This window comes from Sorangium sp. So ce128 (genome assembly GCF_051525245.1).
GTDB classification, from domain to species: domain Bacteria; phylum Myxococcota_A; class Polyangia; order Polyangiales; family Polyangiaceae; genus Sorangium; species Sorangium cellulosum_B.
Genome location: NZ_CP150313.1, coordinates 3,579,660 through 3,595,385 on the forward strand (window position 1 = coordinate 3,579,660; position 15,726 = coordinate 3,595,385).

At 73.3% G+C, this 15,726-nt stretch carries 11 protein-coding genes; 6 read left to right on the plus strand and 5 right to left on the minus strand.

Annotated elements, in window-relative coordinates; all coding sequences use genetic code 11:
- The first annotated feature begins 33 nt into the window (after nt 1-33).
- The 5 genes from WME82_RS13955 to WME82_RS13975 all read left to right on the plus strand — a co-directional run bounded on the left by WME82_RS13955 (nt 34) and on the right by WME82_RS13975 (nt 7,599).
- Nucleotides 34-759, plus strand: coding sequence for a class I SAM-dependent methyltransferase (locus tag WME82_RS13955; protein WP_437745933.1), 726 nt, complete (start codon nt 34-36; stop codon nt 757-759).
- 288 nt (nt 760-1,047) lie between these two features.
- Nucleotides 1,048-3,885 (plus strand): cation-translocating P-type ATPase, encoded by a 2,838-nt coding sequence (locus tag WME82_RS13960; RefSeq protein ID WP_438043242.1) that lies wholly within the window; start codon nt 1,048-1,050, stop codon nt 3,883-3,885.
- A 116-nt stretch (nt 3,886-4,001) separates the two neighbouring features.
- A complete protein-coding gene (gene wecB, locus WME82_RS13965) occupies nt 4,002-5,120 on the plus strand; it encodes a non-hydrolyzing UDP-N-acetylglucosamine 2-epimerase (protein ID WP_437535334.1) in 1,119 nt (372 codons plus the stop codon).
- A gap of 269 nt (nt 5,121-5,389) precedes the next feature.
- On the plus strand, nt 5,390-5,986 hold the full coding sequence (locus WME82_RS13970) for a pilin (protein WP_438043243.1): 597 nt from the start codon (nt 5,390-5,392) through the stop codon (nt 5,984-5,986).
- Nucleotides 5,987-5,997: 11 nt separating this feature from the next.
- Entirely contained in the window at nt 5,998-7,599 is a 1,602-nt protein-coding gene (locus tag WME82_RS13975; RefSeq protein ID WP_438043244.1) for a pentapeptide repeat-containing protein, read from the plus strand.
- Between the two features lie 114 nt (nt 7,600-7,713).
- Here the strand turns inward: WME82_RS13975 and ptsP are convergent, their stop codons facing one another.
- Genes ptsP through dhaK form a run of 3 tightly spaced genes read right to left on the minus strand, consistent with a single transcriptional unit; the run spans nt 7,714 to nt 11,852 of the window.
- The gene (ptsP, locus tag WME82_RS13980) at nt 7,714-10,191 is read right to left on the minus strand and encodes a phosphoenolpyruvate--protein phosphotransferase (RefSeq protein ID WP_438043245.1); all 2,478 of its coding nucleotides are present in this window, start codon (nt 10,189-10,191) and stop codon (nt 7,714-7,716) included.
- Complete coding sequence (dhaL, locus tag WME82_RS13985; RefSeq protein ID WP_438043246.1) at nt 10,188-10,847, minus strand: dihydroxyacetone kinase subunit DhaL; 660 nt, start codon at nt 10,845-10,847, stop codon at nt 10,188-10,190. The genes ptsP and dhaL overlap by 4 nt, the downstream gene beginning before the upstream one ends.
- Nucleotides 10,848-10,850: 3 nt before the next feature.
- Nucleotides 10,851-11,852, minus strand: coding sequence for a dihydroxyacetone kinase subunit DhaK (gene dhaK, locus WME82_RS13990; protein WP_437871348.1), 1,002 nt, complete (start codon nt 11,850-11,852; stop codon nt 10,851-10,853).
- Nucleotides 11,853-11,958: 106 nt separating this feature from the next.
- On the opposite strand from dhaK, the gene WME82_RS13995 reads away from it, so the two are divergent.
- The gene (locus tag WME82_RS13995; RefSeq protein WP_438043247.1) at nt 11,959-12,702 is read left to right on the plus strand and encodes a YqjF family protein; all 744 of its coding nucleotides are present in this window, start codon (nt 11,959-11,961) and stop codon (nt 12,700-12,702) included.
- Between the two features lie 110 nt (nt 12,703-12,812).
- Here WME82_RS13995 and WME82_RS14000 read toward each other — a convergent pair whose 3' ends face one another.
- Nucleotides 12,813-13,769 carry a YheT family hydrolase gene (locus WME82_RS14000; RefSeq protein WP_437745942.1) on the minus strand — a complete coding sequence of 319 codons (957 nt, stop codon included), beginning with the start codon at nt 13,767-13,769 and terminating at the stop codon, nt 12,813-12,815.
- 47 nt (nt 13,770-13,816) lie between these two features.
- Nucleotides 13,817-15,616: an MXAN_6577-like cysteine-rich protein gene (locus WME82_RS14005; RefSeq protein ID WP_438043248.1), complete on the minus strand. Its 1,800-nt coding sequence runs from the start codon at nt 15,614-15,616 to the stop codon at nt 13,817-13,819.
- Nucleotides 15,617-15,726 lie beyond the last annotated feature (110 nt).

Sequence of the window (15,726 nt, forward strand, 5' to 3'; positions counted from 1 at the left end):
CCGGCGGGGCGCGCAGGGGAGGGAGGCGGACCGATGGCTGAAGAGGGCGGCTTCGAGCGGGATCTCGCGGCGATCAAGCGGCACTACACCGAGCGCTTCCTGCCCGGGAACCCCTGGGCGAGCCTGCTCAACGCCCACCCGTACCTCGTCGCGCGGCAGCGGCAGCGCCGCCTGCGCGAGGCGCTCGTCGCGTGCGGCGTGCGCACGCCCGAGGCGCTGCGCGAGATGTCGGTGCTCGACGTTGGCTGCGGGTCGGGATCCAACCTGGCCTGGCTGGTCGAGCTCGGCGCGGATCCGACGCGCCTCACCGGCATCGATCTCGTCGCGCAGCGCACCGAGCTCGCGCGCTCGCGCTTCGCTGGTATCCGCTTCGTCGCGGGCGACTTCCTGACGGCCGACGTCGGGGGCCCGTTCGATGTGGTGATGATGTTCGCGGTCCTGTCGTCGGTGACCAACACGGAGCTCAAGCGAGGCCTCATGGACAAGGCGCTCCGCCTGCTCCGGCCGGGCGGCATCTTCTTCTTTTACGATGTCGTGTCGCGGCAGCCCGTCCCCGGAAGCGCGGACTACCAGCGCCTCACGTTCGCGGAGCTCGAGGGGTATTTCGCCCCCCGCACGCTGCACATCTTTCGCAGGGACATCCTCCGGCGCGACGTCGCCGATCGGCTCGTGCGGCGCTTCGGCGTGACCGTGGCCGAGCTCGTCCAGGCGACGCGGCTGCTCAACATCGACGGCACCTTCGCCTACGCGCGCGGCTAGGCCGCCCGCAAGCGCCGCGAGCCCGCACCCTCTGACGCGCCGCCGGACGCGCGGGGCGAGCGTCGTGGGGCAAAATTCCCCGCCGGGGTGAAAAGGTCCCGCCGGCAGCCTGCCCGCGCGAGCCGCCCAGGGTGCTGAACAGCCCGGTTCCGCTGTGGCGCGGTCTGGCATGAGACGTGCCGAAAGACGGGGGAAACCACGCGCCAGCACGTGAAGACCACGTGATGAGCAGCCACAGCCGGTCGGTTCAGCGCGCACAGCGCGGCTGCCACCGCAGGAGATGACTCCATGTCCCAACGCGTCCTCCCCCCGTCGGCCGCGATCGCCTGGCACAGCCTGCCTGCCCCCGATGTGCTCTCCAGGATCGAGAGCGCCGAGGCCGGCCTCGCGGGCGACGAGGCCGCCCGGCGGCTCAAGGACGTCGGGCCCAACGTGATCCAGCGCGCGAAGGGCGACGGCCCGCTCAAGCTGCTCTTCCGTCAGATCAACGACCCGCTCATCTACGTGCTGCTCGCGTCGGCGGCCCTCGCGATGGCCATGGGCGAGGCGATCGACGGCGCGGTCGTGCTGGCGGTCGTGGTGCTCAACACGGCGATCGGCTTCGTCCAGGAGCTCCGCGCGGGCAAGGCGATCGAGGCGCTCGTCGACATGGTGCCCCAGACGGCCACGGTCGTGCGCGGCGGCCAGCGGAGCGTGATCCCCGCCGCCGACGTGGTCCCCGGCGACGTGGTGGTGCTCGACGCCGGCGACAAAGTCCCCGCTGACGCCCGGCTGCTCTCGGTGAAGAACCTCCACGTGGACGAGTCGGCGCTCACCGGGGAGTCGGTGCCGTCGGACAAACACGTCGCGGCGGTCCCCGAGGACGCCGGCGTCGGCGATCGCAAGAACCTCGCGTTCGGCGGGACGCTCGTGACCAGCGGCACGGCCACCGCGGTGGTCGTCGCGACGGGCGCCGCGACCGAGCTCGGCCGCATCTCCTCGATGCTCCACGAGGCGACCGAGATCGAGACGCCGCTCACGCGCTCGATGGCCAAGGTCGGCCGCGTGCTGACCGTCGCGATCGTCGCGGTCGCGCTGCTCATCGTCGGGGTCGCGCTGCTCCGGGGCTACCGGCCGGTCGACGCGATGCTCGCGGGCATCTCGCTCGCGGTCGCCGCGATCCCGGAGGGGCTGCCCGCGATCATCACCATCTCGCTCGCCATCGGCGTGCAGCGGATGGCGCGGCGTCGCGCGGTGATCCGGAAGCTGCCCGCGGTCGAGACGCTGGGCAGCACGGGCGTCATCTGCTCGGACAAGACCGGGACGCTGACGCGGAACGAGATGACGGTCCGGGCGCTGTGGACGCCCGCCGCCGGCGCGCAAGGGGAGGCGGCGCTCGAGCAGGCCGGAGCCGCGCTCGAGGTGACCGGCGTCGGCTACGCGCCCGAAGGCGAGCTCCGCCGCGACGGCGCGCCGGTCGGCGAGGTGCCCGAGGCGGTGCGCGCGCTGCTCCGCGCGGGGCTGCTCTGCAACGACGCCCGCATGACGCGCGAGGGGGACGCCTGCGGCATCGAGGGCGACCCGACGGAGGGCGCGCTCGTGGTCGCGGCCCAGAAGCTCGGCGTGGACGTCGAGGGGACGCGGCGGGAGCACCGCCGCGTCGATGTCGTCCCGTTCTCGTCGGAGCGGCAGCTCATGGCGACGCTCCACGAGGTCCCCGGCGGAGACCGGGTGATCTTCATGAAGGGGGCGCCCGAGGCGGTGCTCGGCCGCGCCGCGATCGGCGAGGCGGGGCGGGCCCAGGTGATGGCGCAGGTCGAGCAGATGGCGGCGCAGGGCATGCGCGTGCTCGCCGTGGCCTCGCGGCCGGCGGGCCGCGACGTGGCCTCGCTCGACGAGGAGCACCTCCCGGAGGGGTTCGAGCTCCTCGGCCTGGAGGGGATGATCGACCCGCCGCGGCCCGAGGCGATCGACGCGATCAAGGCGTGCCACGCGGCCGGGATCACCGTGAAGATGATCACGGGCGACCACCTGGCGACCGCGCGGGCGATCGGCGGGCAGCTCGGGCTCGTGCCGGACGGGGCGCGCGCGATGAACGGCACGGAGCTCTCGCGGCTCTCGGAGGGCGAGCTGCGCGCGGCGGCGACGTCCACGCACGTGTTCGCGCGCGTCGCGCCGGAGCACAAGCTCCGTTTGGTGAAGGCGCTGCAGGCCGAGGGGAAGGTCGTCGCGATGACCGGCGACGGCGTGAACGACGCGCCCGCGCTCAAGCAGGCGGACATCGGCGTGGCCATGGGGATCACGGGGACCGCGGTGTCGAAGGAGTCCGCCGACGTCGTGCTGACGGACGACAACTTCGCGAGCATCCGGGCGGCGGTCGAGGAGGGGCGCCGCGTCTATGACAACCTGGTCAAGGCGCTCGCGTTCGTGCTGCCGACGAACCTGGGCGAGGCGCTGATCCTGCTCGTGGCGGTGATGAGCTTCCCGATCGTCGGGGGCGCGCCGCTCATGCCGATCACGGCCGTCCAGATCCTCTGGGTCAACCTGGTCGCCACGGTGGCGCTCTCCCTGCCGCTCGCGTTCGAGGCGATGGAGAAGGACGTGATGAGCCGCCCGCCCCGGGATCCGGGCGAGCCGATCCTGAGCCGGTTCGTGCTCGTGCGTACGGCGATCGTCGCGGTCCTCATGACGGCCGGGGCGATCGGGCTGTTCTTTTACGAGTACTTCACGGAGGTGCGCGGCGGCGTCGTCTCGGAGATCGCCTACCGCGAGGCCCAGACCGCGGCGGTCACGACGGTCGTGCTGTTCCAGATCTTCTACGTGCTCAACTGCCGGTCGCTGCGCGATTCGATGCTGAAGATCGGGCTCTTCTCGAATCCCTGGGTCTACGTCGGGATCGGCGCGCTGCTCGCGCTGCAGCTCTGCTTCGTCTATGCGCCGTTCATGCACACGCTCTTCGGCTCGGCGCCGCTCTCGCTCGACGCGTGGGTGAAGTCGACGCTGGTGGCGATGTCGATCTTGCCGGTGATGAGCGTCGAGCGGTGGTGGCGCACACGCCGGGCGCGGCGCTCGGCGGATCGCGAGCGCAGGTCCGACGCGTCCGACGTGGGCGGCGTCGCGGGCGCGATGGCGAACCGCGGCGCGTAGGTGTCGTCATCGTAAGTCGTGACGACGACGATGACGATATCGAGCGCCGGCCGCGCCCGCGGCTCCGTCAAAACGCTGGTGCTGCGCCGAGTACCACGGCATCATCCTCGGTCGAGATGATCTACCTCGTCGCCGCGACGCGCCCGAACTTCATGAAGCTCGCCCCCATCTGCCGCGCCCTCAAGGCGCGCCGTCTACCGATGCGGCTGCTCCACACGGGGCAGCACTTCGACACGACGATGAGCGATGTGTTCTTCCGGGATCTCGGCCTGCCGACGCCGGATCACACGCTCAAGGCAGGCGGCGGCTCGCACGCCCAGCAGACGGCGGCGGTCCTCGTCGGCGCCGAGGCCGACATGATCGAGCACCGGCCCAAGGTGGTTGTCGTCGTCGGGGACGTCACCAGCACCCTCGCAGGCGCGCTCGCGGCGTCCAAGCTCGGAATTCCCGTCGTCCACGTGGAGTCCGGGCTGCGCTCGCGCGACTGGACGATGCCCGAGGAGATCAACCGCATCCTCACGGACCAGCTCTCCGATCTCCTGCTCACCCCCTCTCACGACGCCCACCCCAACCTGCTCGCGGAGGGCATCCCGCCCGAGCGAATCCGGTTCGTCGGCAACGTGATGATCGACTCGGTCCACTACGCCCTCAAGCGCCAGACGGACGCGCTCTCGCGCTTCGGGCTCGAGCCGAAGAAGTACGCGATCGCGACGCTCCACCGCCCGGCCAACGTCGACAGCGCCGAGCGGCTCGCCGAGACGCTCGACGCGCTCGAGGCGATCGCGCAGCGCCTGCCGACGGTGTTCCCCGTCCACCCGCGCACCGTCGCCCGCGCCGAGTCCTTCGGGCTGTCGGCGCGCCTCCGCGAGACAAAGGGGCTCCGGATCATGGAGCCGCTCGGATACGACGATTTCGTGACCGTGATGGGCAATGCGCTGCTCGTCGCCACCGACTCCGGCGGCATCCAGGAAGAGACGACCGCGCTCGGGATCCCGTGCCTCACGATGCGTCAGGGCACCGAGCGGCCCATCACCGTGACGCAGGGCACGAACATCGTCGTCGGGCTCGACGCCGCGCTCATCGCGCGCGAGGTCGACGCCATCCTCGACGGCCGCGCCAAGCGAGGCTCCGTGCCTGAGGGATGGGACGGCAAGACCGGCGAGCGCATCGCCGACGCGCTGGAAGCGTTCCTCGCGGGTGATCCGCCGCCCAAGACCGCTGGCCCGCGCGCCTGAGCTCACCGCCCAACCTCGCTCGCCGCGGTGCCGGCGCGACTGACGCGACTGACGCGACGCCGAGCGCAGGATGCACCACGCGCGCTCACCGCGCCGCCACATCGCTTCTTCCGTGGCCTACGTGGGAGTCGCGCCGGCCGCACGACCACACTCCCCACAACCCCCGACCAAACAGCGTTCCATGGCCCAGCGCGCTCTGGGTTGTGCTTGTTTATCGATGAACAGCCCCGGTATATAGTTGTATCGTGGCAAGAAATTTTCGACCTGGCGTGGAGTGGGCGGCTCGAGGGCGAGGTCAACGAGGTTTCTCGCTCGTCGAGGTGATGGTCGCGGGCGGGGTCGTGGCGATCCTGGCCGCCCTGGGGACCCAGGGGGTGTCGAAGTACCTCGTCCTCGCCAAATCGGCCGAGGCCAAGCAGACGGTCGGCGGCATCGCCAGGGCCGTCGTCGGTTCGGCCGAGCGTCTCCAGGCGATGTCGGGCACCGCGGCGGTCCAGCCGCTGTGCAGCGATGCGGTCACCGTGCCCAACGCGTTCTATCGTGTCCAGGGGAAGAAATATCAGCCCGATCCCAGCCCGGGTGTGGACTACAACACCGGGAGTCCGACCGTTGGCTGGAAGTGCCTTGCGTTCTCGGTCAGCCACCCTCAGTCGTACCAGTATCGATATCGACTCGGTGGCTCTCCCATGCCTGTCTCCGTCAACCATTTCCCGGAGGACGTGCCGGTGGATCGCAGGTGGGCCGCCTATGCGCGAGGCGACCTCGACGGGGACAATACACACGCGTGGTTCGCGCTGGACGGCTACATGAAGGACGGGCAGGTGGTGTTCGCGAGCACGATCGGCACCATCGACCCGGACGAGTAGGCGGCGCCGCCATGGACACCGCAGCTCTCCACACGCTCTTCGGTGCCCTCTCGTCGCGCCGCGGCGGCGAGAGCACCGCCATCGAGCTCCCCGGCGCGGACCTCGCGGCCGCGCACCTGCGCTGCGCCGACCTCCAGGGCGCGAACCTCGCGGGCGCGCGCCTCGACGGGGCCAAGCTCACCGGCGCGAACCTCGGGGGGGCGCGGCTCGACGCCGCGTCGCTCGTCAACGCCGACCTCACCGGGGCCGACCTGCGCTGGGCCGATCTCTCGGGGGCGCTGCTCGGCGGGGCGCTGCTCGCGGCCGCGGATCTGCGCGGGGCCAAGCTCCCGCGCTCGCTCTCCTCGGCGGGCTCGCTCGTGGGCGCGCGCGTCGATCCGTCGGCGTGCGCGCGCTCCGGCTTCGACGAGGAGGCCATCCTGGCGCTGGCGAGCGCGGGCGCGTCGTTCGACGACATCGCGTCGTTCCCTTCGCCGCTGCGCGACGCCCTCGCGAGCGCCGACGCGGTCCCCGAGAGCGCAGCGCGGAGCCGTCGCCCCGCGGCGCCGGACTCGCGGCGGATGGAGGCGGCGCCGGACTCGCGGCGGATGGAGGCGGCGCCGGACTCGCGGCGGATGGAGGCGGCGCCGGACTCGCGGCAGATGGAGGCGGCGCCGGACTCGCGGCGGATGGAGGCGGCGCCGGACTCGCGGCGGATGGAGGCGGCGTGGTCATCGCAACGGAGCTCGGCGCCACCCGAGTCTCAGCGGATACCCGAGTCTCAGCGGATACCCGAGTCTCAGCGGATGCCCCCCGCGATCGACGTTCCCCGCCAGGGCGTGGCGCGCCGAGCTGCCGGTGAGCGCGAGCCTCCGGCGGTCCGCCGCGCCGCCGTGTCCGGTGGCCCTCGGAGGGCGCCGGACGCGCCCCAGCTCGTGCGGTCGACCGAGCTGCGCCTCGCGCTCTCCGGCGGCGCATTGCTCCTCGTCCTCGCGGCCGCCGTCGCTCTGGCGAAGATCCCTCCACGCGGCCTCCTCCTGGCAGCGCACGCCGGCAGCGCGCTGGGCGCGGCGCTCTTGACCTTCGCGCTGCCTCTTGTCGGCGCCGAACGCAACGCCCCGCGCTCCCTGGGCGCCCGCCTCGTGCTCGCCGCGTTCGCCGCGACGCTCGTCTACGGCCTCGATCCGTCGCGCCTCGCGGTCTTCCGGCTGCGCGCCACGCTCGCCTCGGGCGACGCCGCGCAACGGTCCACCGCCGTACGCCTCCTCGCGCGGAGCGGTCACCGCAGCTTCGACGGGCTGGATCTCTCGGGACTCGATCTCTCCCGAGCCGATCTCAGCCAGAGCAGCTTCCGGAACGCGCGCCTCGCCGGGGCGGACCTCTCGGGCGCCGCGCTGATGGAGTCGACCTTCGGGACCGCCGAGCTGACCGCTGCCAACCTCCGAGGTGCCGACCTCACCGGGACCGACGCCGAACAGGCGACCGGCTGGGAGCTCGCGGCGTGCGACGCGGCGACGGAGCTGCCCGGCGAAGGCGCGTGCCTGCTGGGACACCCGGTGCGGGCAAGTCAGCCCTCGGGCGACACCACCGCGCGCTCCGCGCACGAGGGCGCCGCGCCGGCGGGGGCGCTGTAGCGAGCGGCGCATCGGCGGTCGCGGGCCGGATCGCTCGAGAGGTCGGGCGCCGGACTGGCCAGACGTCTGGCGGTCCCTGGCCAGGCGTCTGGCCGCTCCGTCACCGCGCCGACGTCAGCCCGGACGCCGCGCGGCCGCGTGGGTTGCGCGGGCCGCCGCCGCGTCGTCGACCGCGAGCGCCTCCTCGGCGATGGTGGCGAGATCGGCGAACGAGGCGCCGGCGAGCGCGTCCTCCACCGCGTCGAACGCGGAGGCGCACATGCTGAGGCGCGTGATCCCGAGCCCGACGAGGAGCGGCGCGACGCCGGGATCGCCGGCGGCCTCGCCGCACACCGAGACCGGCCGCTTCGCGGCGTGCCCCGCCTCCACCACCGTACGCACGAGCCGCAGCACGGCCGGGTGCGCCGGATCCGCGAGCGCGTGCAGCCGCGGGTGACCGCGCTCGGCCGCCAGCGTGTGCTGCGTCAGATCGTTGGTCCCGATGCTGAAGAAGTCGGCCTGGCGCGCGAGGCGCTCCGCCATGAGCGCCGCCGACGGCACCTCGACCATGATGCCCGTGGCCACGGGCCAGCGGTGCGCCGCGCCCGTCGCCGCGAGCGCCTCGTGCGCGCGCTCCAGCGCGGCGCGCACGGCGCTCACCTCCGCGGCTGTCGAGACCATCGGGATCAGCACCCGGATGTCATGGCCGCGCCCCGCGACCAGGATCGCGCGGAGCTGCGCCTCGAGCAGCGCCGGCCGCGCGAGCGAGAGGCGGACGCCGCGGACGCCCAGGCTGGGGTTCGCCTCGGCGTCGAGATCGAGGTACGGCAGCGCCTTGTCCCCGCCGGCGTCGAGCGTGCGGACCACGATCGGAGCGCCGGCGAACGCCGCGAAGATCTCCGCGAGCAGCTCCGCCTGCTCGTCCTCGCCAGGCTCGTCCACGCGGTCCAGGAACAGCATCTCGGTGCGCAGGAGCCCGATCCCGACGGCGCCAGCCTCGCGCGCGACGCGCGCATCCGACGGGCCAGCCACGTTCGCCCAGAGCTCGACCTCGCGGCCGCAGGCGAGGCGCAACCGGCCGTCCCTGGCGCCTGGCGGCCGCCGTGACGCGCGGAGGGCCGCTTGCCGCCGCTGGAGCTCGATCGTGGTCTCGGGATCCGGGTCGAGCCACACCTCGCCGGTCGCGCCGTCGAGGCCGGCGCGCGCGCCGCCCGCGTCCGGCACCAGCGCCGCGGCCCCGGCGACGGCGGGAATGCCGGCGCTCCGCAGCAGGATGGCCGCGTGCGAGGTGGGACCGCCGCGCCGGTCGATGACGCCGAGCACCCGCCCCGGTTCGAGCCGCGCGGCCTCCGACGGCGTGAGGTCCTCGGCCACGACGACGGCCGGCGGCCCGTCGGGCAGCACCGCCGCGGCGCCGCCGAGCAGGGCGCGCACCACGGCGTCGCCCACGTCGTGAACGTCGGCCTCGCGCGCCCGCAGGTACGGGTCGTCGAGCTGCCGGTAGATCGCGGCCGCGGCGTCGATCGCCTGGCGGAACGCCCAGGCGGCGTTGCAGCGCTCCCGCTCGATGCGGGAGATCGCCTCGTCGACGAGCGCCGGGTCGCAGAGCAGCGCCTGATGGGCGTCGAGGATGTCGGTGCCGCGCAGCGCGCTGCCGAGGTCCTGCGCTGCCAGATCGAGCGCCCGCCGCAGCCGCTCGGCCTCGGCCGCAGGATCGTCGACCGTGGTCTCGGGGACCTCCGGGATCGACCGCACCAGCCGGACCATGGGGCCGAGCGCGACGCCGGGCGCGACGGGGATCGCGTGGCACGAGGCGGGCGGCGCCGTAGGTGCGGCCGGTGGCGCGTCGCGCTGCAGGAGCGCAGCGAGCGCCTCGACCGCCTCGACCGCCTGCCGCCCGGTCCCGCGCAAGCGCAGCACGTCGCCCCGGCGCGCCCCGAGGGAGGCGAGCGCGATCAGGCTCGAGGCCGGCACCGGACCGCGCGCGGCCGTCACGTTCTCCAGGGTGAGCGCCGCGTCGAAGGCCACCGCGCGCGTGATGAGCCGCGCGGCAGGGCGGGCGTGCAGGCCGCCCGGATCGGCGATCGCGAGCTCGACCGTCGCGGCCAGCGCGCCCGCATCGGTCGCGGCCACCGCCGCGGCGGCCGCATCGGTCGCGGCCACCGCCGCCGACGCAGGGCGCTCCGCCTCGCCGAGCTGCTCGGCCTTCGGACCGAGCGCCTGCCGCGCCTCCGCGGTGACCTGATCGAGCGTGCCGCCCGCCGCAGCCCGCACGGCGGCCGCGACCGCCCCTTCCACGATCGGCCCGCCGGTGAGGCGCGTGCGCGCGGCGATGGCCGGATCGATGAGCTCGAGCGCCATCTCGGCGCTCAGGATCGCGCCGCCGATGTCCATCAGCACGACGGCGCCGGCCGGCCCGCAGACGCGCTCGATCGCCGCGGCGATCGCGGTCGCGTCGGTGCCGAGCTCCGCGCCGCCGTCGCCCGCGCCCGCCGCGCACGCGATGGCGACCGCCTCGCCGGTCATCTGGCGGGCCAGCGCCTCGGTGGCCTCGGCGAGCACGCGGCTGTGCGAGACCAGGACGAGCCCGACGCGGCCCGCCGCCCCGCTCATACGCCTGCCGTCGCGGCCAGGCTCCGCAGCAAGAGCGAACACGACGTGGCGCCGGGGTCCTGGTGCCCAGCGCTGCGCTCACCGAGGTAGCTCGCCCGGCCCTTGCGAGCGATGAGCGGCACGGTCGCAAGCGCGCCGGCCTGCGCCGCCTCGGCGGCGCGAGCGAGCCCGTCCATGAGGGGGGAGCGCGCCGGGTCGCCCGTGGGCGCCGGCGCGCTCAGCGCGGCCTTGAGCGCGTCGACCGCAGGGGAGAGCGCGTCGACCATCGTCTTGTCGCCGGGCGACGCCTTGCCTCGCCGCTTCACGCCGTCGAGGCCCGCCTCGAGGCACCCGGCCAGGGCCGCGAGGTCCAGCACCGCCGCGCCGGTCGCCCGCTGGCCCGCGTCGCGGAACAGCGTGCCGTAGAGCGGGCCGCTCGCCCCGCCGACGGTCGACAGCAAGATCATCCCGACGCCCTTCAGCAGCGCGCCGACGTCGCCGTGATCGAGGCCGCCGAGCCGGGCGCGCACCGCCGTGAAGCCGCGCGCCATGTTGACGCCGTGATCGCTGTCGCCGATCGCCGCGTCGAGCTCGGTCAGGAGGACCTTCTCGCGCTCCATGACGTCGGCCGCGCGCTCGATCCACGCCGCGATGTGCGCGCCGTTCAAGGCGTCCATGGCTCAGGTCCCCCAGCGCAGCGCCGGCGTGTGCACCGGCGCGTCCCACCAGCGGAGCATCTCGTCGTCGAGCTTGAGCAGGGTCGCCGACGCGCCGGCCATCTCGAGCGACGTGATGTACGACCCCACGAGGCTGCGCGCGACCTTGAGGCCGCGGCCCTGCGCGATCGCGCACGCCTTGCGGTACACGACGTAGAGCTCGAGGAGCGGCGTCCCGCCCATGCCGTTGACGAACAGCAGCACGTCGTCGCCCGGCTCGAACGGCAGGTCGTCGAGGATCGGCTGCATCAGGATCTCGGCCACCCGGTCGGCCGGCTCCAGCATGGCCCGCCGCCGGCCGGGCTCGCCGTGGATGCCGATGCCGACCTCCATCTCGCCCGGGCCGAGCTCGAACGACGGCTTGCCGGCGTGCGGCACCGTGCAGGCGGAGAGCGCGACCCCCATGCTGCGGCCGCGCGCGTTGACCCGTCGGCCGAGCGCCGCCACCTCCTCGAGCGGGCGGCCCGCCTCGGCGGCGCCGCCGCAGATCTTCTCGACGAGGACGGTCGTCCCCACGCCGCGCCGTCCGGCCGTGTACAGGCTGTCCTCGACCGCCACGTCGTCGTTCACGAGCACGCCTTCCACCGGGATTCCCGCCTCGCGCGCGAGCTCGGCGGCCATCTCGAAGTTCATCACGTCACCGGTGTAGTTCTTGATGATGTGGAGCACGCCGGCGTCGCCGTCGACTGCCCGCGTCGCTTCGAAGATCTGGTCGGGCGTCGGGCTCGTGAACACGGCGCCGGGGCAGGCGGCGTCGAGCATGCCGCGCCCGACGAACCCGGCGTGCAGCGGCTCGTGCCCGCTGCCGCCGCCGGAGAGGAGCGCGACCTTGCCCTTGCCCTTCGCCTCCGCGCGCGTGACGAAGCGCGGCGCGGCGTTCACCCGGAGGAGCTCGGCGTGCGCGAGCGCCATCCCCTCGAGCGCCTCATCGACGAGATCGTCCGGCGCATTGATGAGCTTCTTCATCCGGCCTCCGCTCCGTACCCGTTCGGCCCGCGCGCAGGATATCCCCATGCCATTGCCCGCCGCGAGAGGAGATCTTCCGACCGCGCCGTCCTATGCTGAGATCGCCGTGGACCGAATCGCCCCCACGCTCCGCCCCCCTGGCCGCCCGGCGGGCTTCCAGCGCTGGAGAGAGCTGCTCTTCCTGCACTGGGAGACGCCGATCGCCGCGCTGCGCGCCGTCGTGCCGCCTGCGCTCGAACTCGACACCTTCGAGGGCAGGGCCTACGTCGGCGTCGTCGCCTTCACCATGCGCGACGTCAGCCCCTGGTGGTCGCCGAGCGTGCCCGGGATCTCGAACTTCCACGAGCTCAACGTCCGCACCTACGTTCATCACGAGGGGCGAGCGCCGGGCGTCTGGTTCTTCAGCCTGGACGCGGCCAAGGCGATCGCGGTCGTCGCGGCCCGGGTCGGCTGGCACCTGCCCTATCACCACGCCTCGATGGATCTCGACTCGACGGACGGGGAGGTCCGTTACCGCAGCGAGCGGCGCTGGCCGGGCCCCGTGCCTGCGCGCTTCGAGGCGCGCTATCGCGTCGGCGAGGCGATCGACGGCGGCGCCGCGGCGCCGGGGACCTTCGAGCACTTCCTGGCCGAGCGTTACCTGCTGTTCGCCGCGAGCGGCGGCGCGCTCAAGATCGGGCAGGTGCACCACGCGCCCTATCCGCTCCACCGGGCCGAGGTGACCCACGTCGAGGAGAGCGTCGTCGCCGCGGCCGGCCTGCCCGCCCCGGCGGGGGCGCCGCACGTGCTCTATAGCCCGGGCGTGGACGTCGACGTCTATGCGCTGACGCCCGCCGCGCCGCGCGGGTGACGCCGCCGCGCCGCGGCCGCGCGGTGATCCGATCGCGCTCCCGCGCCGCGATGCCCTGGGGAGCCCGGGAGCCAGCGCGCCGCGGGCACGGCCGCGCCTGCGCCCGCGGGTCAATGCCTCGTGAGCCAGTGGATGACCTGGGACTCGAGGCCCGGCGCCGCCCCGAACCCGAGGCTCAGCGTCCGCGGGAAGCCCACGTGTCCGCCGTGCCGGAGCCACTGCACGTCGAGCAGCGGCGAGCGCGGGTGGGCATCGATCGCCGGCCGCACCGTGTCGAGCGGCACCATCGGGTCGGCCTCCGCCGCGACGATCAGCGACGGGACGGCGATGTCGCGGAGGCGCGGGGCGGCGCTCTCGCTCGTGTAGTAGGCCTCCGCGCTCTGGTAGCCGAAGCGTCGCGTCATGATGCGCCGGTCCCATTCGCGGATCGTGCGAATGGCGAGCGCCTCGTCGAGGGGCACGGGCACGGCGCGGCGCGAGGCGACGGCGGTGTACATCTCCTTCAGCCCGGCCATCACGTGCCTGCGGTAAACCCACCGTTCGGGCTGATCGATGGCGGCGACGGCTCGCTCCAGGTCGAGCGGCGGGCAGACGGCCGCCACGGCGGAGACGCGCCCGTCGAGCGAGCCCGACGCCGCGTAACGGAGGGCGATATGCCCGCCCAGCGAGTAGCCGAGGACGAGCACGCGCTCGTACCGGTCGAGCTCGGGGGAGGTGATGGCGGCGTGGAGATCGGAGAACAGGCCAGCGTGGTAGATGTCGTCTCCGTCGCCCCCGGCGCCGCGCAGGTTGATGCGCAGGCAGGCGAGCCCCGCGCGCTCGGCCCTCAGGGCGGCCTCGACCACATAATAACTCTCGCTCGTACCGCCGAGCCCGTGGACGACGACGAGGATCGAGCCCGCGTCTTCCCGGTGGCGGATCCTGCCGAGCAACCGGACGGGCCCGGCAGGAGTCTCATCGACGTGGACCGAGAAGGGGGAAGACGGAGCGAGCCGCGGGGCGTGAATCTGATGCTTGAGCCAGGGAGCGACCGTCCAGAAGTGGCCGTGGAGGATGCGCTGCATCATCCCGTTCGTAACACGGGCGACGCAGCGTTTCTATTTCACCCGCTCTCTCAGCGACACACGACCTCTGACGAGCCGCTGCAATCGTTCCGGCACACGTCGCAGTGGGCGCACTGGAGCATCGCTTCGTAGAGGGCCGCGCTGGCCGGGTCTGCCGTCCCGCAGGCCTCCTTGCAGGCGGCCGTGTCGCACGTACGGAAGCAGCTCACGTACTCCATGCACGGGATGCTCTCCGTGCACGCCGAGAGCTCGTCGGCGCAGCTGGTCTCGAGCGCGCACCGGGTGCACCCCGAGCTGCCGTCGCCGCAGGTGCCCGAGCCGTCGCATACCGGCGGCGGGACGGCCCGCTTCACGTTGAGCGTGAACGCGCCGTCGCTGGTGTCGGTGGAGCCGTCCACCACGACCACGACGGTCTGACCCGCCGTGAGCGTCACCGTGACCTCCGACTGCTCGACGTCCGTGTCGTCGTTGCACGCGAGCTGAGCCCCCCTGCAGGTCGCGTCGTGCACGTGGAGCATCGTGTCGAACGCCGATCCGAACGTATCGAAGGTGTAGTCGCCGGTGACCGGCGCCGTGAACGCGTATCCCGCGTCGGGGCTGCTCGATTGGCGACAGGCCGTCGTCACGGTCGGCCGCACGCTGTTGGGCCGGCCGATCGTGCTGCCGGTGATCGTCTGCGGCACCGACGAGGCGAGGGTCCCCGCCGGGCAGCTCGGCGCGCTCGCCCGCGTCACGCTCAGCTCGAAGGTGCCCGCCTGGCCCTCCGCGCCGTCGACCACGATGTAGACGGTCTGGCCCATGGCCAGGTCGGCCGTGATGACCGCGCTCGGGTCGGCGCTGCACGCGAGCTCGGAGCAGCCCGTCGCGTCGAGGAGGGCGAGGACGACGCTGTAGCCGGAGTTCGTGCTGTCGAACGAGTAGACGCCCGCGGTCGCGGCGGTGAACGAGTAGATGCGCTCGCCCGAGCTCGCGGCGGAGCAGGTCGGGGAATAGGCGTTCGCCTGGCCCGCGGTCGTGCCGTTCACGATCTGCGGCACGGCGCTGCCGAGATCGTTGCCCGGGCTCACCGTGCACGCGCACGCCCCGGCCTGGCAGACCTGCGAGTCGTTGCACGCGGCGCCGCACTCGCCGCAATGATCCGCGTTGGTCTCAAGGTCGACGCAGACCTCGACGCCGTCGCAGGCCGTGAGCCCGGAGCCGCAGCCGTCCTGGCATTCGCCGGCGACGCACGTCTGGTCGTCCGTGCACGTGGTGCCGCACGCGCCGCAATGCCCGGCATCGTTCTGGAGGTTGACGCAGGCGCCGTTGCAGTCGGTGAGCCCCGTCGAGCACTCGCCGTCCTGGCACTCGCCGGACTCGCAGGTCTGGCCGTCCGTGCACGCGGCGCCGCACTCGCCGCAGTTGTCCGGATCGGACGCGACGTCGACGCACGTGCCGCCGCAGTCGGTGCGCCCCGCGGGGCAGCCGCCCTCGTCCTGGCACTCGCCGGCCTCGCAGGTCTGCCCCTCCTCGCAGGCGTTGTTACAGCGGCCGCAGTTCGCCTCGTCGCTCTGGGTGTCGACGCAGCTGTCGCCGCACGCCGCGAGGCCGTCGTCGCACGCGGCCACGGCCACGCACTCGCCGTCGCGGCAGGTCTGATCGCTGCCGCACGCCACGCCGCACGCGCCGCAGTGGCTCGTGCTCGTGCCCGTGTTGATACAGATGCCGTCGCACTCCGTCTCCGGCGCGACGCACGCGCTCGTGCTGGGGCCGCCGTCCGAACACGATGCCACGGAGGCGAGCGCCGCCGCAGCGAGCCAGAGCAGGGTATACGTCGGCGCGAGCCTGAAGCGCGATTTGAGCTTTTCCATGAACCTTCCCTCGGCAGAGTCGCCGACGACGGGGGTCGTAACGCGGAGCTACCGGGAGGATACGACGATGGCCTTCCAGGATGTCAATGCTTGCAGCCTGAATCCCGCGC